This is a genomic window from Pedobacter sp. MC2016-14, from assembly GCF_020991475.1.
Taxonomy (GTDB): Bacteria; Bacteroidota; Bacteroidia; order Sphingobacteriales; family Sphingobacteriaceae; genus Pedobacter.
On record NZ_JAJMPA010000001.1, the window covers coordinates 475,964 to 499,280 of the forward strand.

At 39.1% G+C, this 23,317-nt stretch carries 13 protein-coding genes; 2 read left to right on the top strand and 11 right to left on the bottom strand.

Annotated features, from left to right (window positions below):
- Nucleotides 1-23: 23 nt before the first annotated feature.
- Nucleotides 24-2,486, bottom strand: coding sequence for a glycoside hydrolase family 3 protein (locus LPB86_RS01970; RefSeq protein WP_230640864.1), 2,463 nt, complete (start codon nt 2,484-2,486; stop codon nt 24-26).
- A gap of 306 nt (nt 2,487-2,792) precedes the next feature.
- Between LPB86_RS01970 and LPB86_RS01975 the strand changes: the two genes are divergently transcribed.
- Nucleotides 2,793-3,842 carry a GntR family transcriptional regulator gene (locus LPB86_RS01975; protein ID WP_230640865.1) on the top strand — a complete coding sequence of 350 codons (1,050 nt, stop codon included), beginning with the start codon at nt 2,793-2,795 and terminating at the stop codon, nt 3,840-3,842.
- A gap of 111 nt (nt 3,843-3,953) precedes the next feature.
- Here the strand turns inward: LPB86_RS01975 and LPB86_RS01980 are convergent, their stop codons facing one another.
- The 10 genes from LPB86_RS01980 to LPB86_RS02025 form a co-directional block, all read right to left on the bottom strand.
- Entirely contained in the window at nt 3,954-6,614 is a 2,661-nt protein-coding gene (locus LPB86_RS01980) for an outer membrane beta-barrel protein (RefSeq protein WP_230640866.1), read from the bottom strand.
- 41 nt (nt 6,615-6,655) lie between these two features.
- Nucleotides 6,656-8,917, bottom strand: coding sequence for a Gldg family protein (locus tag LPB86_RS01985; RefSeq protein ID WP_230640867.1), 2,262 nt, complete (start codon nt 8,915-8,917; stop codon nt 6,656-6,658).
- A gap of 19 nt (nt 8,918-8,936) precedes the next feature.
- Nucleotides 8,937-9,863, bottom strand: coding sequence for an ABC transporter ATP-binding protein (locus LPB86_RS01990; RefSeq protein ID WP_230640868.1), 927 nt, complete (start codon nt 9,861-9,863; stop codon nt 8,937-8,939).
- A gap of 40 nt (nt 9,864-9,903) precedes the next feature.
- The gene (locus LPB86_RS01995) at nt 9,904-12,168 is read right to left on the bottom strand and encodes a Gldg family protein (RefSeq protein ID WP_230640869.1); all 2,265 of its coding nucleotides are present in this window, start codon (nt 12,166-12,168) and stop codon (nt 9,904-9,906) included.
- 98 nt (nt 12,169-12,266) lie between these two features.
- A complete protein-coding gene (locus LPB86_RS02000; protein WP_230640870.1) occupies nt 12,267-13,775 on the bottom strand; it encodes a PKD-like family lipoprotein in 1,509 nt (502 codons plus the stop codon).
- A 2-nt stretch (nt 13,776-13,777) separates the two neighbouring features.
- Nucleotides 13,778-14,527, bottom strand: coding sequence for a DUF4843 domain-containing protein (locus LPB86_RS02005; RefSeq protein ID WP_230640871.1), 750 nt, complete (start codon nt 14,525-14,527; stop codon nt 13,778-13,780).
- Nucleotides 14,528-14,549: 22 nt separating this feature from the next.
- Nucleotides 14,550-16,025 carry a RagB/SusD family nutrient uptake outer membrane protein gene (locus LPB86_RS02010; RefSeq protein ID WP_230640872.1) on the bottom strand — a complete coding sequence of 492 codons (1,476 nt, stop codon included), beginning with the start codon at nt 16,023-16,025 and terminating at the stop codon, nt 14,550-14,552.
- A gap of 11 nt (nt 16,026-16,036) precedes the next feature.
- Complete coding sequence (locus LPB86_RS02015) at nt 16,037-19,498, bottom strand: SusC/RagA family TonB-linked outer membrane protein (RefSeq protein WP_230640873.1); 3,462 nt, start codon at nt 19,496-19,498, stop codon at nt 16,037-16,039.
- Between the two features lie 210 nt (nt 19,499-19,708).
- Nucleotides 19,709-20,848, bottom strand: a complete 1,140-nt coding sequence (locus LPB86_RS02020; RefSeq protein ID WP_230640874.1) for a FecR family protein — start codon at nt 20,846-20,848, stop codon at nt 19,709-19,711.
- An 81-nt stretch (nt 20,849-20,929) separates the two neighbouring features.
- Complete coding sequence (locus tag LPB86_RS02025) at nt 20,930-21,508, bottom strand: RNA polymerase sigma-70 factor (protein WP_230640875.1); 579 nt, start codon at nt 21,506-21,508, stop codon at nt 20,930-20,932.
- Nucleotides 21,509-21,594: 86 nt separating this feature from the next.
- On the opposite strand from LPB86_RS02025, the gene pgi reads away from it, so the two are divergent.
- Nucleotides 21,595-23,244 (top strand): glucose-6-phosphate isomerase, encoded by a 1,650-nt coding sequence (gene pgi / locus LPB86_RS02030; RefSeq protein WP_230640876.1) that lies wholly within the window; start codon nt 21,595-21,597, stop codon nt 23,242-23,244.
- Nucleotides 23,245-23,317: the final 73 nt, after the last annotated feature.

Consider the following 23,317-nt stretch of genomic DNA (forward strand, 5'->3'; position numbering starts at 1 on the left):
ATATATTTGGTTAGTGTAATCGATTACTTTAATTGAATGCCCGCTTTTAGATGAATGTCTTTGGAAGAAGAGCCGATTAAAATCTCAAATGCTCCGGGATCATAGCCAAATCTCTTTAGCTCAGTTTTGTAATAAGAAAATGTAGATTTATCCAGTTTGATGGCAACTGTTTTCTGCTCATTGCGTTTCAAAAATACTTTTGAAAAACCTTTCAATTCTTTATAGGGCCTTGGTACAGGACACTCCAGATCCCTTACGTAAAGTTGTGGGACTTCGGCACCATCATATTTTCCAGTGTTTTTTATTTTAAAGCTGACCATAAATGCTGTTGACTTTCCTTGTTGCGGGCTTATTTTTAAGTCTGAATATTCAAACGTGGAGTAAGACAAACCAAATCCAAAAGGGAAGAGGGGCGCAACTTTATTTGAGTCATAATACCTGTACCCGGTAAATAAACCTTCGCTATATTTTACGCGTTTTGTATTTTCAGGATCGTAATAACAGTTGAAGGAAGGGTTATCTTCCCAGCGTTTTTCAAAACTTACAGGTAATTTCCCACTTGGATTTGTTTTTCCGAAGAGTATTTCTGCAATTGCAGTTCCACCCTCCTGCCCGGGATACCAGGCATGCAATACACCAGCTACATTGTTCAGCCATTTTTCCATAGACAGGTTTCCCCCTGCGTTTAACACTACAATTGTGTTGGGGTTTATGCTGGCAATAGCATTGATTAGACTATCCTGATGATCAGAAAGTTCAAATGCCCGGTCATTTCCTTCACGCTCGGTACTTTCATTAAAACCGACGCAAACAATGGCCGCATCTGCCTGAGCAGCCGCACGCGCTGCTTCAGAAAAATCCAATGCATCAGCATGCCAGGCAAAACTGATGTCCACTGGATGGGGACCAGCGTAATATTCTAATTTAACAGCATATTCTTTGCCACCGGACAGGTCTAAAGAAATGCTTTTGGTGGTAATTCCCTGGTCTTTCCACAGATCTATAACTTTATCCTCTCCTATCCATAACCTGAATCCGTCAAAACCCCTCACCGTAAACTTGTATTTCCCTGTATGATCTGGCTTTACGAAACCAGTCCAGCGGATAGAACAATGATCAAAGGGAATGCCCCGGCCTTCTGAAGCAACATGCCAGCCATTGTTGATGCTTACAATGGTATCAACGGCGGTAATGGCGGGGCTCCCGCTTAGTTTGGTATTGTTGAAATATTCCGCTTTCAATCCTGGCTGAGCGGGACCAGTGCCTGTTGAGAATTTTGACTGACGCACAAGATCGGATAGTACTGGTAATCCGGGAGCATAAGCAACCTGAACGCCTTTTGCCACATTTTGTATGCCTTTAACTGTACTTACCGAATGAAAGGGAAAGGTATAAGAGCTTCCGCCGCCTGAAATGTAGGCATTGGCATTCGGTCCGATTACGGCCAGGGTTTTAATTGAGCTCGACAAAGGCAGGAGCTGGCCTTTGTTTTTTAACAAAACAATACCTCCTCTGGCAAGTTCAAGAGCTACCTTTGCAGCATCTGGATTATCTGCAGGGATTGATTTATCGAGCTGTTGTTGATCGTAAAAACCAAACCTAAAAATTATCCTTAAAATTCTGCGGACTTTATCATCTATAACCTGTGTGCTAAGTTTGCCTTTGTTTATGGCTTCATTTAAATCTTTTTTGTTCATCCGGGTTGCCCTTGGCATTTCAATATCTAAGCCACCTTTAGCCGCTTCAAGCCCATCGTAAGTGGAGGACCAATCTGACATTACAAAACCATCAAAGCCCCATTGCCCTTTTAGCACGTCATTGTTGAGGTAATTATGCTGAGTGGCATGAATGCCATTGACAGGGTTATAGCTGTTCATGACAGAACCTGTTTTTGCCTCCTGAACAGCGGCTTTAAAAGCCGGCAAATAAATTTCATGGAGTGTACGTTCATCGATATCGGAGCTCACATGGTTACGGTCCCATTCCTGGTTGTTTGCGGCATAATGTTTTACGGTGGCCACCACCCTTTGCTCCTGCAAACCTGTAATGTAATTTACTGCAATCCTGGAGTTGAGAAATGGATCTTCACTAAAATATTCGAAGTTCCGCCCTCCCATAGGTGCCCTGACAATATTTACACCTGGCGCAAGCAGAATGTGTACCCCTCTGGATCTCGAATCCCTCCCCAGTTCTTTACCCAGTTTTTTAACCAGAGTGGTATCCCAGGTGGCTGCCGATAAAATACTTGCAGGATAGGCTGTTGATTTACCATCTTTATGGGTACCAACGGGTCCGTCGGTCATTTTTATTTCAGGCAGGCCTAACCTTTCAATTGCTCTAATGTAAAATCCCTTTGTTCCACCAATATATTCTAGTTTCTCGTCTAAAGTCATTTGGGATAGAAGCGCGTTTACCCGATCTTCCACTTTGGCTTTCTTATCTCTATAAACCTGTGCTTTGGCTGTGTTAAAGGTAACTGCAAGCAAAAGAAAACAAATTTTACACCAACGGAATATTGAGGATGATTGGAAACGGTTTAACATAGCTTATACTTGGTTTGGTCTGGTTTGGTTTAAAACCAAAAGCAAAAATAGCAATTATTTTCATTATCCAAATTTTTAAGGCATTTGAACCGTAATAAAATGATTACAAACCCAAGCCAGAGCAGGACAAAATATCGCAATAAGCTGACTAATAACATGTTAAATAAATTCAAAACTGGTTTGGTCTGGTATTATTTATTCAATAATATCTCTTAGTTTTGTACATCAACTTATAAACGCAAATATTTTATGGATATAAATTCAACAGCCGCCCATCAAACTGCAGCTGAAGAGGAACAAAAGCTCAATACCTCCTTACATCGGATGAAATATCTTAAGGTAGCTGAACACATTAACCACTTAATTGAAACCGAGCAATTGAAGATAAATGACAGGCTTCCTTCTCTGAATCAATTGATTGATCAGCTAAAAATAAGTAAAGAAACCGCTTTAAAGGGATTGAATTACCTTACAGAAAAAGGCATTATAGAAGCAGAATATAGAAAAGGCTATTATGTAAAGAAAAAGACACAGTACCAACCTTATCGCATTTGTTTGATTTTAGACAAGATGAATGTACTAAGAGATAGGATGTATCAGTCTTTTCTGGAAACCATACAAGGGCATGCAGAAGTAGACGTTTATTTCCATAACCACAATTTTAAAGTGTTTGAAAAATTGGTGGAGGAAAACCTGCCCAGCTATACGCATTTTGTGGTCACCACTTTTCTTCATGGCAATACTGCCGGGGTATTGAACAGTATTCCTGCTCAGAAGAGGGTTATCCTTGATTTTAATGAAAAAAACCTAACGGGTGATTACACCTGTATTTACCAGGATTACAAAAATGACATTGCAGAGTGTCTTACAGAATTACTGCCCCAACTGGAAAAGTATAGGAGAATCATACTTGTTGCACCCAAAGAGGCTTTTCATTCTGCTGAAGTGATTAAGGGCTTTGAGGCCTTTTCCAAACTTCATAAAAAGGAGCACTACATTTTTAGTACAGTTGATGAAGCTCTTGTTTTAAAAGGTGATGCCTTCATTACTTTTAGCAGGTACGATCAGGACGATGTTGACATCATAAAATTGGCACGTAAAAATAACTGGGTACTTGGAAAGGACATTGGACTCATCTCTTACAATGATACAGCGGTGAAGGAAGTTTTAGAAAACGGCATTACCGTAATTGGTACCGATTTTAATAAAATGGGGGAAGAGGCCGCGAAAGCTATTTTGAATAAAGAGGTTGTAGTGATGCGTGACCCGGCTAAAGTGATCCTGAGAAATTCCTTATAAAAAAAGAAGCGGAAATACTTCGAAAAGTATTCCCGCCATCTAAATTAACGCTCTCGCAACAAAAGTAGGAAAAATATTGGAACCTCCAAATTATTTTTAAAAATAGTTTGATTATTGAGGCAGATCTATAATGACACCGGGGTTTTGCTCATATGAGCTGCCAAATTTATCCAGCCTGTAGCGCAAGCCCAAAAGAAAAACCCGTTTTACCTGATTGGTCCGGATATCTGATGTTACATTGCCTGCGATATTACGCTGTTGGTTGTTACGTTGATTGAACAAGTCATCAACACTCAAACCCAGAATGAGGGTCTTTTTAAAAAAACTCTTATCAACGCCAAGTCCTACTACAAACGGACTGGGATTTTCAAAGTTATATCCAGTATTTATGGTTTTATCAAATGAGAAAGTGGTATTGATTGACTCGGTAAGCACAATACGACCAGTGGCGTTTAGCGACCAGGTTTGAATGCTGCTGGGATTAATATTACCTGTGCTATACGTATTTTTAATTAGGCGATAACCCATTATAGACTGCAGCATAAAATTCTTTAAATTGACCTGACTACCCAAACCTTGTGAGAATGAAATTGTACGATTAAAACCTTTGACATTTTCTGAGAAATAAAGATTATTTGCATAATCCAACTGCCCAGACATGCTGAATATAATCTTTTTTATGGTTTTGAATGCCATAAACATTCCTGTAAAATTAAGATCGCCGTTTGCATTCAGGTACCTGATCTCTTGCCTGAGGCTATTTAAGGTATCCTTAACAATTAAGGTATTGGTGGCGACCCTATTTTGAATAATGCTTGTTGTTAAATTACTCTGTAGGGAAATGCCCCTGAGCGTAGTCTTATTAAAATTTAATGATAAGTTTTGGCTTATTTCAGGTTTCAATTCAGGATTACCGATTACAATCCGCTGCAAATTTCTTGCTTCAGGTATGGGCTGTAATTGACTAAAAGTTGGCGGGGTAATGGTTTGATTGAGGTTTAAGCTAATGCTGGATTTACCTCGAAGGACCAAAACATTGAATACGGGACTTAAATTAAACAGCGAAAGGTTAACACCTGAGGTATTATTTTGATACTCGCCTTTTAAGGTGGATAACGCAGATTTCATCCCGAAGGAATACCTGAGGCCTTTTCTACTGAATAGATAACTAAGTCTGAGTTCCTGCTGTGTAAAAGAAGTGACAAAGGCATTACTTAAGGAATCTACAAGAGCAAATTGGCCTTGGCGATCTGCAAAAGTAGAAAGATGGTTTTTATTTTTAGTTTGCGAAAACGCATAACTTACAGATACATTTTTTTTGGATTTGAGGATGTTATTGCTTTTTAAGGGCTCAGAAAACGTTAACTTTCCAGATAGAAGCCCATTTCTTTTCCCTTCCTCTATGCGCCGATTAAGAATGGAGTCTTTTTCTTTGAGACCTGTTTCAATATCATAATAAGTAGTTTGATCAGTCCGGCTTTCAGTTAAAGCATTGTTTCCCCATAAAGACTCTAATTCATATTGAAATAACCGTCCAGGTTTGGCTAGCTTAATGCTATGATTTAATTTCAATGATAAAGATGGCTGGCTACCATCAGTTACATTTTGATTGTGCTGATCTTGCCTGTTTAAGCCACTCTGAAGAGATTGCCGGAAGCCATTAACGCTTTCCTGTGAGAGATTTGCAAGCATGACAAACCTAATCAGCTCTGAATTAGTTTTTCTCTCTAATGTCCCGGAAAGGGCATGTTTTTGAAGGTTATTATAGTTTTCAGCACTGTCTTTGTTGATTAAGACTTCCTGATTTATAACCGTATTGATATCGCTTAATGTTCTACTATTTGTAGCAGATCCATCATAATCATAGCTGGTTTTTAGGGTGGTGGTTTTATTGATCCTATTGTTAAAACTGGTCTTCGCTACGGCAGAATTCGCTTTACCTACACCGTTGTTCTGTGTGCTCAACCTGGCACTGGCAGAGATTTGTTTATCTCCTTTCCAATAGCTGCCATCGCCCCATAACCCTAGCCTATCATTTGATGCGGATTCCGCATACAAACTTCCAAATTTTCCACTGTCTATGTTTCCATTGGTCACGATATTCAGTATTTTTTTTGGTGTACCTGTTTTCATTCCTGTAAAATTAGCCTCATCTCCGTAATCCTCAACCACCTGAACTTTGGAAACGATGCTTGCAGGCAATTTACTGACAAATTCCTTTACATTGCCAGTAAAGAAATCTTTACCATTTACACGAATCCGGGTCAAGGTTTGCCCCATAGAAGTTACGTTTCCATCATGATCTACCTGCAAGCCCGGCATCAACTTTAACATTTCAGTTAGCCGATCTTTTTCCTGTACCTGAAAGGCCCGTGCATCATACTCCAGGGTATCTTCCTTAATGCGTATTGGGATTACCTTTCCTTTGATATCTACATTTTTGAGCTGAAGTGTTTCCTCGTTAAGAATTATAGGATCAAGTTTAATGTTTGAAGCAGCGCGCAGACTAAAGTTTTGCTGCTGGGTGATGTAGCCCAGGCTACGTACTTTGATACTGAATACAGCAGTAGTTACCGTTTTGAAATAAAAATTGCCAGCCGTATCTGTAACCGTTTTCAAAGTATCCTTATTGTTAAACAAAAACACCCCCGCGCCAGGCACAGGGGTATTTTTGTTTTCGAGCACTTTACCAGTGACTGCAATATTGCTTTGCGCAAGAGCCAGGCTTTTAAGCACCAACAAAAGGAATAAGAGCGCGAATTTTTTCATCATCAATTTTCTCCGGATACAAAACAAAGGTGATATCCTTGGCACTATTTTCTTTTTCTTCTGATTAACAAGACGCCACCCCATACGGCAATAAGTAATGGCACAATTCCCAATAAAAACATCTTTTGCATATTGATTCCTGCCCTGCTGATTAATATGACCGTATCAATGGCCTTAGGTCTGGGATTTGAAATAGGGTATACCCCATTACTGAACCATTTCATGGTTTTAATAACGAAGTTTGCATTGACAATACCAGGGCTGCTTCTGGAAACTTCCTGGTTACTCATAAAGTCCGCATCGCCAAGTACCATAATACGTTGCTGCCGTTTGCCTAGAGCTCTTGTAACGGCTAGTGCCAATGGATAACTTTTCTTTTGGTCTTTAGCGGCGTCAAAAACGATTTTATCTTTAAGGTTAAAATTACCCGTTTTGTTCCAGGTCAGGTTTTCATTGCTTATCAGTATGGGTTGTTTTTTGTAAAGTCCTGATGGTTCATAAGCCAGGCTTGCAACCCCAGACAAACTTACTTTGGCATCATCATACACAGATAATTTATACTCATCTGCTTGTTTGGTAAATAGTGCCTGTACAAAATCAGGCTCATTATTGTCGCTTTCTTCCAGCACTGTTCCCGCTATCATGTTGATACCCAATTTTGCCAATACGGGATTTAGAATATGCTGCCGACCAGGCTCCCCTGCAATCAGCATATTTCCTCCTGTCTCCAGATAGTGATTTATTTTCTGCAACTTCATAGGACTAAGTTCCACGGTGGGATCGGCAAGGATGAGCACGGTAAGACTATCAGGTATTTGATCAGATTTATTCAAGTCTATATCAATAACATTAAAGCCCTGATTTATTAATGAAGCCCTTACATCTAAGCCTTTTGTAATGGCCTTATAACCTCGTTCAGTACTATTATCTGCACTTCGCTCGTCATTTCCGGTAACCATACCCACTACAGCCGGCTGATCAAGCAATCTTTTAAGCGCAGCATTAATCTCTGGTTCCAATGGATAAGTAAACAAGTCGCTAAACATCCGCAAAGGGGCTGTTTTACCATCATAAACGATGAAGCGTACGAAGCCATTTTCTTCAGGAATTAAATTTACCTTCTTTTTAATTTGCTGCGGTGTAAGCAATTCATTAAAATCAAATCCCTGTGCATCCGAAGCTTGCTTTGCTTTTTCAAGTAATGTCTTAGTGGTATCGTTATAATGTATCAGCGTATCATAATATGCTATGTACTCCATCTTCATTCCAGGAAGAAAACGTTGGTACATTTCGAAACGGTCCATATCACCAATTCTATTCTTAGGTACGCCAAATATAGCGTTGGAATGAATTACGTTGGTATAGGAGACGATTTTAACTGGTTTACTAAAGCGCTTTACCAATTCCTGGCTTTTTTCTGTCAGTGTACGATCTTTGAACCTGGTGGTATCAAAATAACCAGTTAGCAAGGGCAGGGAACTTAGGTACCCCAATCCAATAAATACCAGTATAATTACCGCATATCGCATTAATTTAAAGCCGAAACTTCTGATTTTCCTCCCCGAATTTAATTTTATAATGGTTAGTGATAAAAAGAGCAGTACGACCAGAATAAAATAAATGGTGTCTTTACTGGTAATCATTCCGTTTATCATCTGTTCAGTACGACCAGCGATAGAAAGCCAGTGAGTCAAATCTCGTAAGATGTCCGTGCCCTGTCCAAGCTCAGCCATAAAGTTTAGGCAGGCCAATACCGCGAGAGTACTGATTGCAGCGACAACCTGGTATGGCGTTAAGCCCGACATGAACAGACCGATGGCTGCATAAGCTAAAATAAGCATATAGACGCCAAAGATTCCGCCAATTACAAATGGCACATCTAATGACTGCACAGAAAAATATCCTACAATTGTAAAACCAAGCAGCACAGCTACCAGGATAAGACCATAGACCATCATGGCAAGGAACTTTCCCAAAACAATTTCCCGAATCATAACTGGCGAAGACAAGAGCAATTTAATTGATCCGCTACTGGTTTCCCTGCTCAGCAGCCCCATTGTTAACAATGGGATATAGAGGTACAAATTTTCCTGAACTACGGTAAGCATACCTTTCTCGCCGGCAAAAAGCACCTTTGACATCGGACCAAGAGCTCGTTCCAGCTGCTGATAGGTTTCCTGACTATACAGCAATTCTGTAAAGGCAATACCGTTTTGTATGGTAAAGATGATGAGCACCAACCAGGCTATAGGAGAATAAAATAGTATACTGAGTTCCAGTCGGGCTATCCTTAAAATTTTTTGCATTTCCTGATGTTCTTAAGTGTTAACCGTTTTTCTTAGATAACTGGGCAAAAATGCCATCCAATGAGCTTTTTTCCAGGTATATTTCTGCTAAAGCCCAATCCTTTTCAATGCAGGTAGCAATAATTTTTTTGGTTATTGCTGCCCCGGAATTAAAATGCAGCCTATACTGGTTGCTGTGAAACAATTCTGCCTTGGTTACACCGGGTATGGCCTCCATCTCTTCGATTTCGGGTGGATTATCCAATATCAGGATTAATGAATTTGGCTCAATATAATTGTTAAATGCATGCATGGTATCGGCAAATACGATGTGTCCATGCTCAATCATGATGATGTTGTCGCAAGTTGCCTGCACTTCAGACAAAATGTGTGTAGACAAGATTACTGAACGGTCTTCTGCAATTTCCTTAATGAGTTTCCGCACTTCCAAAATCTGGTTTGGATCTAATCCATTGGTTGGCTCATCTAATACCACTAATTTTGGATTGTGGATGATGGCCTGTGCAATGCCTACACGCTGCTGATAGCCACCAGAAAGATTGCTCAATACCCTATTACTGAAATGTGAAATGCCGCATTTTGCCTTTGCAATTTCCAGAGCGTTTTTTATTTCTGCGGAAGGAATAGAGCGCATGTGCGCGCAGTGTGTAAGGTACTCATCTACCGTTAACTCCAGATGTAAGGGTGCTTTTTGAGGTAAAAAACCGATTAGCTTTTTAGCCTCTACCGGGTTATTGCGGACATTGATACCATCGATAAACACGTCACCTTCAGTTTGGTTGATTACACCACAAAGAATATTCATTGTAGTAGACTTACCTGCACCATTTGATCCAAGTAAGCCTAAAATTCCTTTTTCAGTAATTTCGAAACTAATGTCTTTAATTGCCCAGTCCCTACTATAACGGTGCGAAAGGTGTGCTATTTTAGCGATGCTCTGCTTCATATTGTATTTCTTATTGCAAATCAGCATAGGCTGATTGCTGTTATTTTCTTTTACGTGATATTAAAATATAGGCTGCTGATGAGGCCAAAACCAGAGGTAGAATTCCTAAGCACAAAATTTTTAGCCAGGAGATCTGTTTATGAGACATCAGGATGTGGTTATCGGTACTTTTTGGTCTGGTAATGTCAATCGGAAACTCACCATTACTAAACCATTTAAAAAGATTAACGGCAAAATCTACATTTGCACTTTGAGGTTTATATCTTGATCCCTCTGCATTACTCATAAAATCTGCATCGCCGATAACAATGATTTTCTGATCCTTTTGTTGTAATTTACGCGTTACGGCGAGTGCGACCGGCACATTGACCCTCGTATCTTTCAGGGGATTAAAAGGAATTTTAACTCCAGAGTCATCAAAGGTCCCCAGCTTATTCCATACGTATTTCTGATCTGTAGTTAGCAGTGGAAGATAATTATAGCCGGCAACTTTTTTATATGTTATGCCTACAGTGCCTGGCATCGTGATAAAATATTGATCATCAATTTTAATATCTAATGGCCCGGAGATCTTATTGGGTTTTAAATGTATCAGGTTAACATCCAGGTCTGGACTTTCCTGTAGCAAAGCGCCTTGCATAAGTTGTACGCCGAAGGGCTTTAGCAAAACATTGAGTTCGCTTTGACGGCCTGGTTCTGCAGCAACAAGTGCGTTACCGCCATTTTGAATATAGAGCGCTATTTTTTGCAGCTGCGCTGTGCTATAAGGAACCTTAGGATCTGCAATAATTAGGACGGCGAGGTCGGCGGGTATTTCACCTGAAGCAGATAAGTCTATCCGTTTCAGATCAAAACCCTGGTTAATGAGCGATTTACGGGTGTTCATAGAATTAAGGATATTCTTATAGGCCTTATCACCGGTTTTATCTAGACTTCTTTCCTCATTCTGGTTTAGAATTCCGACCACAGGTGGCTTAAACAAAAGCCTTTTTAAAGCTGCAGAAATTTCCGCTTCTTCAGGATATCCTATCATGTCAAAATACATGCGTAAAAAGGTATGCTTGCCGTTGTAATTGATGGTACGGACGAAGATATTTTCTTCTGGGCCAAGGTCGATCACCTTTTTAATCTCCACAGGACTTAATAACTTACTAAAATCGTAACCATGTGCAGTTGCAGCACGAATTGCCCTCTCTTCAAGCGATTTTGTTTTATCCCTGCTATAAATTGTAGTATCATAGTAGGAAACGTAGTTAAACTTGATACCCGGCAAAAAGCGCCTGTATTTTTCAAATGCCCTTAGTTCAAAATTCCTCATTTTGGGTGCGCCGATATTTGCAAATGCACTCAGCACATTAGGATAAGTTGTAATACTTACCGGATGATCTAACTTTTTTATAATGGCCAGGCTTTTATCTGTAAGGGTATTTGTCTTTAAACGTGTAGTATCATAATAAGCGATAAGCCAGGGCATAGAAGTTAAATACCCAACAAACAGCACGGCAACAACAACCAGGGTATATCTTGCGATCGTTGATGTTTGGCTTCTTAGTTCACGACCCGCATTTAACCTCATGATACTTAAGGTAAGAAATGCTACAATTACCAGGAGGAAGTATATAACATCATTACTACCTATCATTCCGTTGATAAAGTTATTGGCCCTGCCGGAAATGGAAACCCAGTAGGTAATGTCTCTGACAAAATCATAGGTCTGACCAACACTGCCTACAAAATTAAGTGCAGCCAACACCGCCAGCGTACTGATGGCAGCAACGACCTGATAAGAAGTAAGGGAGGACATAAACACACCGATTGCAGCATATGCGCAAATGAGTAAGTATAAACCTAAAATACCACCCAACACATGTGTAACATCTAAATTTTCGATAGCAAAAAAGCCTGATATTGTTACACCCAATAGCACCAGCATTAGCAAAGCTCCATATGCCATCATGGCAACAAACTTTCCAAGGATAATTTGTAGATTAGTTAACGGTGAGGAGAGTAATAGTTTAATTGATCCGCTGCTGATTTCCCTACTCATAAGACCCATGGTTAACAATGGGATGTATAAATATAATTTCTTCTGGACGGCGGCAAAAAAACCATTCAGACCAGCAAAAATCTCTGCTGTTAAAAACTCAAAATTGGCGCCAAGCTGTTGTTTTGATTCCAGCACATTTAGCATGGAGGTAAATGTAACCCCGGATTGTATGATGAAAATAATCAGGATCAGCCATGCAATGGGGGAGTAAAATAAGATACTTAGCTCCAATCGGGCTATTTTCAGTATTTTCTTCATTAGTTAATGTTGTAGTTTATCATTGTCCAATTTTTGGGGCTGAATAATGTTTAAAAGGGAATGGAAAGCCTAATGGCCACCATCCGCTGAATACCAGATTATTTTTGTGTAGTAATTGCGGTGATTTTCTTAAAGCCACCATAGGTTTTAACATTAGGCAGATCAATATTACCCGCCCCCAAATTTTTCAATGGCAGGATATAAAGCTTACCTTCAGTATTGTAGGTGCTTAAAATTAATTGGTTATTGTTAGAAGACAAATAAGTTGAACCGATTGGGTAATCAGCTTGCTGATAGATATCTAAAGTGGTAATTTTCTCGCCAGCGGGCACAGTGTAACGTTCTTCGTAAATTGGCGTAGTACCAGCATATAATACCGCATAGATTTTAGTTTCTGTGGCATAATACAACACTTTTTGATTATCCATCAATACAAATTTAGATGCCGTTGCGATGTTTGGTGCGGCAGAAAGATCATAGAATGCTTTAGGCGCTCCACCTGGAACATCACCATTAAAAATGTACAAACCAACATTCCCACTTGTTTTATCTTTCAACAAGTGAAGTATATCATAGTTCGTATCAAAAATAGCGGCTAAATTTATTTTATTAGGCAAGCTATTTGGATTAAAAGGTGTGGCTGATACTGGATAGCGGTACACGGTTCTGTCACCAAAAGAGTTGAAAAAACCCTGATAGGCAAAATAGCCATTTACCTCATCATAAAAACTAAGTATGGTAGGTGGATTAGAATTTCTATTCACGGCCACTATCGCAGGCACTTTAAATGCGTTATCGTATGCTAATCCAAATTTTCTATTGGCACCCAAATAGGTAAAGGTAAAAGTGTTCTTCTCTATATAAATATCACCCTGATAAGCGCCATACAAGCTTTCGGGTGCAAATGTACCTGTATGACCAAAGAACAAGTCTTCATTTGTGCCGGCCAGGGTGTAGTCTAACGTATTGATTTTAATAATGCTATTGTTTGTAATAGCCATAATAGTGTTTACGCCGAAGATATTGGTGTATCGCATCTGTTTGATAATACCGGGAATTGTTTTAAGATTAATACCGGAGTATAGGCCACGTTTAATGCTTTCACCGGTAAAGCCAGCAGTTACCAGTGGAGACATGAAATGGCTAATGTCGCTGGATAACCCGTCCGTTGCCGTTTCTGCAATTACCAGACCTTCGCCAATGGCATTTCTAACGTTCACTCTCCAGGTAGTAATATACTTTAACCCGGTGCTTTTGTCCGTCACTTCATACCATAGTTGATAGTATTTTTCAAAATCATTAGGTTTAAGCTTAATCTCTGTATCTAAGGTTTTAGTAGTCGCAATAACCTGGCTAAGTGTATCACTTGGTTTTAAATTGATTCGCCATTGATAACTCAGGTTTGCCTCAGCTATAGTAGTAGTGGTTTTGGGGTTTAGCACGAGATGCTCAAACTGCAACACATCTAATATGCCATCTGCCTGGGTATCTACAGTTAAACTACCGACATCCTTGATATCTAAAGAACTTAAATCTTTTTTACAGGATTGGATAATCAATGCTCCAAATAAGAACATCAATAAGAATACATATTTTATGGTTTTCATATTTAGTTATATTTAGATTTTGTGTAGTAAAGCGGGACAATATCTTGTCCGGCTTTTGTGCCATCATCATGTTTGAGATGATCATTTGGATGATCTAAATTCCATTGTTTAACATAGTCTCCAAATTTAGTTCCCAATACAATTGCACCCTGCTCGCCAATTCCACGATAATCTGTTGCTGTAAATGTGACTAAACCAACAGTTTGCAATATAATCCTGTAAACCGCTGTACTTTTTGTGGCAAAAAAGATATTATAATAGGTCCATGAAGCAGGTACTAATATTTGATTGGTCCATCCAATTGTGTATTCAGCAGATTCCTTATTGCCGGCTTTGAAATCTTCAGAATCTACCAATCTTAATTTTAAAACGACTTTGGTGGTATTTAATTCTGCAGAATTTTTAAGTTTTACATTAAGCTTTCCAATGAATTCGCCCGCTTTTACCTTACCATCTAAAATTTCATATTGGCTATCTTTTGCAGTAGTAGTGGCATCTTTTACAGCTACTGCTTTTAAAACCCTATCCCGGGGCTCAGTGTTGCCAATTATTTTTACCTCAATTTCTTGTATGTATTCGGGTTGAGGGTTAGTCATAAAAGAATACTCTGTAGAATATAAAGGCTTAGCAGGCGTAACCAGGAAGTTTATTGCCGGCTCTGCTGTAAATGAACCAACTTCATCTTTTTTACAAGCGCTTAATATTAACGTCATTGCGATAATTAAGCTGAACTGATTTCTTAAATTTTTCATAATTATATCGTTAACATGTTAATTATTGTACCCTGTTTCCAAACTCAATTTCGCTAGCCGGGTAAGGAAACAGGTAGATTTTATCATTAGCCGTTATGGTGGTAGCTAAACCTGGAAAAGTAGTTTTACCCAATCTTTTATAGAAATAAAACAACTGGCCTTCACTCACATATTCCTTCTGATATTCTTTCATAATTTCCGCGGTAACGGTAGCCATATCGGCAGTAGGCAGTATATTTTGAATAATTCCCCGACTGGACCTTACCAGGTTTAAATATTCTATCGCTTTTGGCAAGTTAGCAGTTACATAGTGCTCAGCTGCGATATAATACATTTCCGGAACTTTGATTAAAGGCATCACATTCCGGGTAGCTGAATTGGTTTTTTGGAAATATTTCTGAGAAATGTAACCTTTAGTTTGCAGAGACAATAAGGTATTAAACCTAACATCAACAGCGCCAATATTGGCGTTATTTGTTTCGTATATTTCCTGTGCTCTGGTGGTTGGAATGAATAATGCATTGTAGTTAGTAAGAGAACTTCCATCTAAAAATGGGTTAACAATGTCTGCAAAAGCATTTACGTTCAGGTTAAACAGGTGCTCTGGGTATAGTGTTGGGTCGGCAACTGCCACATTAGGGCTGTTGATCAATTTAGCCGGGGCATCTTTAATTACTTCTTCAGCAGCTATGGCTGCATTGGCTAAATTAGTAACTCCGCCTTGCCATTGCAACACCCTTGCCTGAAGCGCTTTAACTGCATAATAGTTCATCCTTTGTTCCCTTTTATTATAAAAACCATCTCTATTGATCGCTGTATAATAGGCCGTAGGTTTTCTAGGGTTGTTAAAAATTGGATCCTCTTTAAGCAAAACAGCTGCTTCATTTAAATCTTTGTTCAACAGCTCGAAGGTATTGGCATAAGACAACTGAGGAGTTACGCTTTTATCAAAGTTAACCACATAAGGAATCGCGAATTTACCCGCTAAATCAGTACGGTTCGCGATATTACCGTAACCGTATAACCTCATTAAATCAAAGTGCAAAAATGCACGTAAACCCAATAACTCGCCTTTTATAATAGCATAACTAATTGGGTTTAATACCGCTTTATTTTTATCAATATTAGTTAATGCATTATTTACGTTGGCAATTACACTGTAAGTTTTGTTCCAAACTGCTTCTATTCTTGGTACGGTACGAACGGAGGTATAATTATACGTTTGAAATTCACCGTATTGACTAAGTGTTGTCATGACCCCGTATTGTTGACTCAAAAGATCAACAATGTTGTATGTTAAATCTCTGGAATATAGGGCAGGATCAGTCATTCCAATATATGCTCCAATAAGCGCATCTTTAAAACCCGATTCTGATTTAAATTGATCGTCAGACCTCACTTCAGAACCGGATGTAACATCCAGCCAGTCTTTAGTACAAGAACTGGATATAAGTACTACCAGGAGCACCATTATTATATTTTTATATTTTGTATTCATAAAAATTATATTTAGAATGTTGCAGATAAGTTAAATGAAAGTGTTTTTGCAAATGGGTTGGTTAAGCCACGTTCTATAGTAATGGAAGAAAAGGTTGCCAATTCGTTCATATTAAACCCAATTTTTACGCGTTGCAATCCAATGTGCTTGGTTAAACTATTACTAAGGATATAATAAAGATTTACCGCTGCAATTGTAAATTCGTTTCTATCCTGTACAAACCGTGAAGTAGCACGTGTTTTTTCTTGTGCCGGAGAGGTTGTGTTATTTTCGTTTTGGATGGAGTATTCCCCTAAACGCTTAAACAAGGCATTTTGTCCGGGGGTAGTCCATCTTCCTGTTAATACTCTTCTGTCTACATTGTAATTCATATCAACGTTTTCAACCTTATCAACAAGGGTCTGGTTATACAACTGTCCGCCAAACAAATACCTGCCGGTTACACTAAGGCCGATACCTTTGTGCTCCGCACTAAAGCCTACGATACCTTGGTAAGGAGAATAAGAATTACCCACAACTACCATATCTTGTGCATCGTAGATGGTGGTGGTTGCACCATTGCGATCTACATAGATTTCGCTTCCTGTAGCTGGATCAATACCTAAAGAAGGCACTGCCCAAATTGCATTCATGGACATCCCATCAACATATTTTTTTACTGGTACATTATTTCCCCGGTCTGCAGCTTGTTTATCCATATTGGCATTAAAGGCTTTCATTGAATTGGAGAGTTCAATGATTTTGTTTTTATTAGTTTCCAGACCAACATTTACATTAAAAAAGCTGCTGTTTTTAGACCATACAAGATAGGTAGCATACACCTCGAATCCAGAATTACTTACTTTACCAAGATTATCTTTTACGGTAGCGAAACCGGTAGAATTAGGCACTGTGATATCAGTAATTAAATTTTCAGTTATCCCTCTGTAATAATCAAATTTGATATTCAATTTATTGTTCAAGTTGGCATCAAATCCGGCATTATAATCAAATTTTGACTCCCACTGCAAACCAGAGTTAGCCAGATTTGTAAGAAACGAACCGGGAAAACCTTGATAGAATGATTGCTGATAGTATTGATACGTGGCTAAAGATGCATTGGTTTGGAAGTTGGAGTTACCCGTAGAACCAATTGAAGCTCTTAACTTCAACTGTTTAAGGGCCTGAAAACCTTTCATAAAGTTTTCATTGTGCAGGTTCCATCCTATACCAGCACTCCAAAATTCAGCCCAGCGTTTGTCTGTACCGAACTGAGAAGAAGCACTTAGTCTGCCTGTTAAATCCAACAAGAAGCGATTATCATACATGTAAGAGAAAGCACCAAGAAAGCCCAAATCCCTAACAATTGAAGAATTACCTACAGGTTTAGAATCGATCAAATAACCACGACCGAATAAGAGATTATCTAACTTATCACTAGAAAACCCTTCAACAGTATGCGCAACTTCACTAAAAGTGCGCTCGCTGATGTTAAAACCTGCATTGCTAAAAAATACATTTTTACCGATTTCTTTAGAATAATTGATATTTAAATCGCCAGACAAGTTTTGGGCTTTCCCATTATTTACCTGATATAATCCTTTCCTATTCGCATCATCAACAGAATAATTATCAAACCTGGTGTGTGAACCCGGATAAAATTCGTCAGCATCATTAGTAATCAGGTCGATTCCCAAACGGGTAGTGGCTTTCAAACCTGGCAGCATGGTCCACTCTAAATAAAAGTTATTGGTGAAATTAAAATAGCTTTCTACATTTTTAGAATTTAAAGCAGCATTATAGAGTGGATTAGTTACCCTAAATCCATTCATGCCAACTTCTGCGTAAAATGGGATACTACCATCTATGTTTTCTGCTCTCCAATAGGGGTTCATCCTTGCATACTCGCTAAACTCGCCATATGGAGATTCTGCGGCATTAGTTTTATTGGCACTGGTGATGTTTCTAAACAATAAGTTGTTCAGCCTGTAAGAGGTGGTTAAATTTCCAGAAATCTTTTTACGGTCGTTGCCAATCATTACTCCTTTGACATCCATATAAGAAACATCTGCAAGTATTCTTAAATCTGAACCACCAAGCTCCACATTTAAATTGTGTTTCTGACCCACACCATTTCTTAATGGTTTTGCTAACCAATAAGTATCCAGACCTTCCATAGTCAACTTTTTTCTGGCATTGTAAAGTTGTTGCAGGGCTGCATAAGTGGCTGCATCTGTTGTTCGGCTATACATTCCATCAATCACTTCGGCTTGTAATTTTTCAGTTGAATTGGTTAAATTATAACTTCGCAAATCTGGCAAATCTAAATCCAGACTACTGTTATAAGTTACCAATGGTTTACCAGAAGTATTTCTTTTGGTTTCAATTATAATTACACCATTTGCTGCTTTGGAACCGTAAATAGCTTTAGAAGCTGCATCTTTCAGAATCGTTACTCCTGCAATTCTATTGATGTCTAAATCAAAAATGCGTTCTAAACTTGCTTCAAAACCATCCAATATAAACAATGGCTGATTAGGACTGCGTTCATAATTACCTTTCAAATTTGCAGAGGATGCCTCAGCAGGAAAAGTCGAAGTTCCCCTCAGCTGAATATCAGGTAATGCATTCGGGTTAGAGCCTACATCAAAATTATCCAGCACCATCGAAGGCGAGATATTTTTAAGTGCCTGAAAGAAATTGGCATTACCCACTTTTTTCAACTGCTCTCCAGTGATCACCAGCGTAGATCCGGTGAAGCTATTGGCTTTACGGGTATAAATCCCCGTATTGATGGTCACTTCAGTTAGGCCTGTCACTTGTTGCCTCAATTCTACATCAATTACCTTGGCAGATCTCAATATGTTGAAATCAGAAAGCTTAACAGCCTTAGTAACATATCCTAAAGCAGAGAACACAACATTACCCTGATCCGGCACACCGGTAAGCAGGTAGACACCTTTGTCGTTTGTAACAGCTGTCCGCACAGAGCCACGTGATACCGTAGGCTTTTTTGTTCCTTCCAATTTTACAGTAACCCCGGCTAATGGCTTACCCAATGAATCACGCACTGTTCCGCTTACATTGATCAGTTCTTGTTGCAGCACCACAAGGTTCATTCGCCCCCAGAAAAGTGGGTCTCTTTTTAAGGTAATATTTTTATTGATGATTTGGTAATTGATACCAATACTTTTTAACCCTAAGTTTAAAGTTTCAGTAATAGAAGCATCCTTAACGTTTAGGGTGATTGTACTTGAAGGCAACTTACTTTCATCATATAAAAACACATAACCAGACTGCTTTTCTATTGATGCAAGTACCTGGCTGAGGGACGCATCCTTAACATCCAGTGTAATTTGACTGTATCCTCTGGCACTGACTTGCAGAAACGCCAAGATCAATAACAACGTGGTTAATTTCATGACCAGAAAAAGTTTTTTGAGGGTGAGACTACCGCGCATGCGACAGCCCCTGTCATTCGTATTAAATTTCATTACATTTGTAAAAGTTGGGTTAAATACACTAGATCAATCGCAAATTGTTTGTCCCGGTTTACCGGGAGGGATTAACTCAATAGTATCCGCGGCAGTGCTTGCAACACTTCCGCGGTTTTTTTGGTTATCCCAGTGGTCTTAGCTTTTCTGTCGTATAGGTTTCATCATAATTTTTGGTTGGTTAGGTTTATTGATTCGTTTTATTATCGTTTATGGTGCTGGTTTCACAAATACCTTTTTTCCTTTAACAGAGAAGTTAACATCCAGATAACTAATGCTCTTCAGCGCCTCCTGCAGATTAACATTCCGGTAAATTTTCCCTGTGAAGGAAATTTCAGGCATCTCCTCCTGGTATTCTACCTCAACGTCATACCATCTTGAAATTTGGCGCATTACGGTTTTTAAATCTGCTCTCTTAAAATTAAAAACGCCATTTTTCCAGGCAATAACTTGTTCTGTATCTATGTTAACCACTTTAATGTCGCCAGAAGGCTGTAGTTGCGCCTGCTCTCCGGGTGCGAGTATTGTACTTCCCGGTCGCTGGCCCATTGAAGTACGGCTTGTAAGTTTAACACTACCTTCTAAGAGCGTGGTTTTTATGTCCGGCTCATCTTTATAGTGGTTAACATTAAAGTGAGTACCCAGCACTTCTATAGTCTGACCACCAGAAATTACCTTGAATGGTTTGGATTTATCTTTGGCAATTTCAAAGTACGCCTCACCGGACAACCTAACCGTCCGGTCTTTACCTGTAAAACCAGTCGGGAAGATTAATCTTGAAGCCGCATTTAACCAAACTGATGAACCATCGGGCAATTTAATTTGGTAAGTACCAGACCTGGGAGTCTCAATAGCATTTACCTGATTGCCTGGATCGTACCCGGCTCCTGCAGAGCTTAGATCGTAAACAACCTGTCCGTCTTTTGATTTTTTAATGATGACATTTCCTGATTTCGCCAGTTCTCCTGATTTTGCACTTTCCAGGTCAATTCGCTTTCCATTTGAAAGGATCAAGACTGCTTTATTGCCACCAGGGCGAATAATTGGGGCTACCTGCACGATTGAATCTTGCCTAAGTTCTGATCTCATATAATAAAAACTGATACTGAGAAAAACCAACACAACAGCTGCCGCAGCAACTTTAGTCCATAATTTGTATACTTTAGGACTACTTAGACCGAGGGCAAGCATCATTTCATTTTCTACTTCCCTTAACTCCCTCTCCGAGGGCTGAAGGCGCTCATCTGTATTGAGCTTTAAATACCAACTCTCCAGCCAGGCCATTTCCTCCGGAGTACAATTCCCCGTCTTATATTTTAGTAATAATTCTTTAGCTTTATTTTTCTGCATACTTACAAGGGACAATTTCTACCCTTAACACTATACATGACGGGAAAGAATAAGCCAGGGGGGATATAATTTTAAATTATTTTAATAATTTGTCAGAAAAACAAAAAAGACAACCAATCCCATTCGTTTTCTAAGAATTTTAAGCGCCTTTTTGATTTGATCAGTTACAGTTTGCTCGGATATGCCCAGATTTTCTGCAATTTCTTTATGACTCATGTAATTCTTGCGACTCAACTCAAAAACCACCCGCATTTTGGGAGGAAGTAATGAGATTTCTTTTTCTATGATCTCCCTAATTTGTTTTTCCCTGATCAGGTGATCTGTAATGGCTTCTCCATGATTGAGGAAATCCTGCAATGAATCGATGTATCGCGTAGCCACATCCTGATGAGCGATAAAATCAAATATTCGATTCCTTACTGCGGTAAAGAGGTAACCAGATAAGCTTGTGGTAACGTTAAGTTCAAGTCGTTTGGACCAAAGAACGGCAAAAATTTCCTGTACAATATCCTTTGCCTCCTCTCTGCTGCCCAATTTTTTGTAGGCATGGGCATAAAGAAGAGAATTGTAACGTTTAAAGACTTGAGTAAAGGCTTTTTCATCATCTTTTACCAAAAGATGAGTTAGCTGATGATCGGTATACTCATGATACAATGCCATTCTCCCAAATAAGGTTAAAGTCAAAACCAACCAAACTTACTAATAAAGTTATAAAAACCCTTACATTTACCAAAAACAACAATGTTATGTTCCCATCTGTAAATTTTACTGAAACTGAAGCCTACAAATACCTGGCAGACCATTTTATTGACATCAATGAAAAAAGCTTAAAGGACCTTTTTGCTGAGGATCCGGCTAGATTTGAAAAATTCTCATTGGTATTTGAAGACATTTTACTGGATTTTTCTAAAAACAGAATTGACGATACTACTTTTGCTTTGCTATTGCAACTGGCTAAAGAATGTAAACTTGATGAAGCCATTAAGGCCATGTTTGGCGCTGAAATCATTAACCAGACGGAGGGCCGTGCAGTGCTCCATACCGCTTTGCGCAACCAAAGTAATACACCCATATTGGTTGAGGGCAAAAATGTGATGGATGATGTGAATGAGGTACTTGCTAAGATGGAGAAATTTAGTGGGCAAATCATTTCAGGTGAATGGAAAGGATATACAGGGAAAGCCATTACAGCTGTGGTAAATATTGGTATTGGTGGTTCTGACCTGGGGCCAGTAATGGTTACTGAAGCTTTAAAGGCTTATAAAAATCACCTGACCATGCATTTTGTATCTAATATAGATGGTACACACATGGCAGAAACGTTGAAAGAAGTAGATCCTGAAACAACTTTATTTCTGGTAGCCTCTAAAACTTTTACCACTCAGGAAACCATGACCAATGCCAATACAGCAAAAGAATGGTTTTTGAGCAAAGGTGCTAAACAAGGAGATGTAGCCAAACATTTTGCTGCGCTTTCTACCAATGCCAAAGATGTGGCCGCTTTTGGTATTGATACTGAAAACATGTTCGGATTTTGGGATTGGGTTGGCGGTAGATACTCTTTATGGAGTGCTATTGGTTTACCGATTGCTTTGAGCATTGGTTTTGATAATTTTAAACAACTACTTGCCGGTGCACATGCGTCGGATAAACATTTTGAAAAAACACCTTTTGAGGCCAACATACCGGTAATTTTAGGCTTATTAGGAATCTGGTACATTAACTTTTATGGTGCAGAAACGCAGGCTATTTTACCATATGACCAATACATGCACCGTTTTGCTGCTTATTTTCAGCAAGGGGATATGGAAAGTAATGGTAAGCACGTAGACCGCAATGGCAATGAGGTTACTTATGAAACCGGACCTGTGATTTGGGGCGAGCCAGGAACAAATGGTCAGCATGCCTTTTACCAGTTGATACACCAGGGAACGCGCTTAATTCCTTGTGATTTCATTGCACCTGCCCAAAGCTTAAATCCTATTGGAGAACACCATGCTATTTTACTGTCTAATTTTTTTGCGCAAACAGAAGCGCTGATGAATGGCAAAACCGAAGAAACGGTGGTAGCAGAATTGCAGAAAGATGGTAAAACTGCTGAAGAAATTGAAAAACTTGCGCCCTTTAAAGTTTTTGAAGGCAACAGGCCTACCAATTCAATTTTATTAAAAAAAGTTACACCTTTTACATTAGGTAGTCTGATTGCGCTTTATGAGCATAAGATTTTTGTTCAGGGGATTATCTGGAACATCTTCAGTTTTGACCAATGGGGTGTTGAGTTGGGTAAGCAGTTAGCGAAAAGCATTTTACCAGAATTGAAAGGTGACGAGGAAGTTTCTTCTCACGATGCGTCTACGAATGGGCTGATTAATGCGTATAAAGCCTGGAGGAAATAATTTTTTATGGAATCGTAGGCAATTGTGCATCTGGTTAAACTAAAGACGCTAAATTTTGTCTTAACTATACATA

Bases quoted from the DNA above. Each gene is read 5' to 3' on its own strand.
- LPB86_RS01980 (WP_230640866.1), bottom strand. From the start codon at position 6,614: ATGATGAAAAAATTCGCGCTCTTATTCCTTTTGTTGGTGCTTAAAAGC.
- LPB86_RS02000 (WP_230640870.1), bottom strand. From the start codon at position 13,775: ATGAAAACCATAAAATATGTATTCTTATTGATGTTCTTATTTGGAGCA.
- LPB86_RS02005 (WP_230640871.1), bottom strand. From the start codon at position 14,527: ATGAAAAATTTAAGAAATCAGTTCAGCTTAATTATCGCAATGACGTTA.
- LPB86_RS01995 (WP_230640869.1), bottom strand. From the start codon at position 12,168: ATGAAGAAAATACTGAAAATAGCCCGATTGGAGCTAAGTATCTTATTT.
- LPB86_RS02025 (WP_230640875.1), bottom strand. From the start codon at position 21,508: ATGGCATTGTATCATGAGTATACCGATCATCAGCTAACTCATCTTTTG.
- LPB86_RS02015 (WP_230640873.1), bottom strand. From the start codon at position 19,498: ATGAAATTTAATACGAATGACAGGGGCTGTCGCATGCGCGGTAGTCTC.
- LPB86_RS02020 (WP_230640874.1), bottom strand. From the start codon at position 20,848: ATGCAGAAAAATAAAGCTAAAGAATTATTACTAAAATATAAGACGGGG.
- pgi (WP_230640876.1), top strand. From the start codon at position 21,595: ATGTTCCCATCTGTAAATTTTACTGAAACTGAAGCCTACAAATACCTG.
- LPB86_RS01975 (WP_230640865.1), top strand. From the start codon at position 2,793: ATGGATATAAATTCAACAGCCGCCCATCAAACTGCAGCTGAAGAGGAA.
- LPB86_RS01985 (WP_230640867.1), bottom strand. From the start codon at position 8,917: ATGCAAAAAATTTTAAGGATAGCCCGACTGGAACTCAGTATACTATTT.
- LPB86_RS02010 (WP_230640872.1), bottom strand. From the start codon at position 16,025: ATGAATACAAAATATAAAAATATAATAATGGTGCTCCTGGTAGTACTT.
- LPB86_RS01990 (WP_230640868.1), bottom strand. From the start codon at position 9,863: ATGAAGCAGAGCATCGCTAAAATAGCACACCTTTCGCACCGTTATAGT.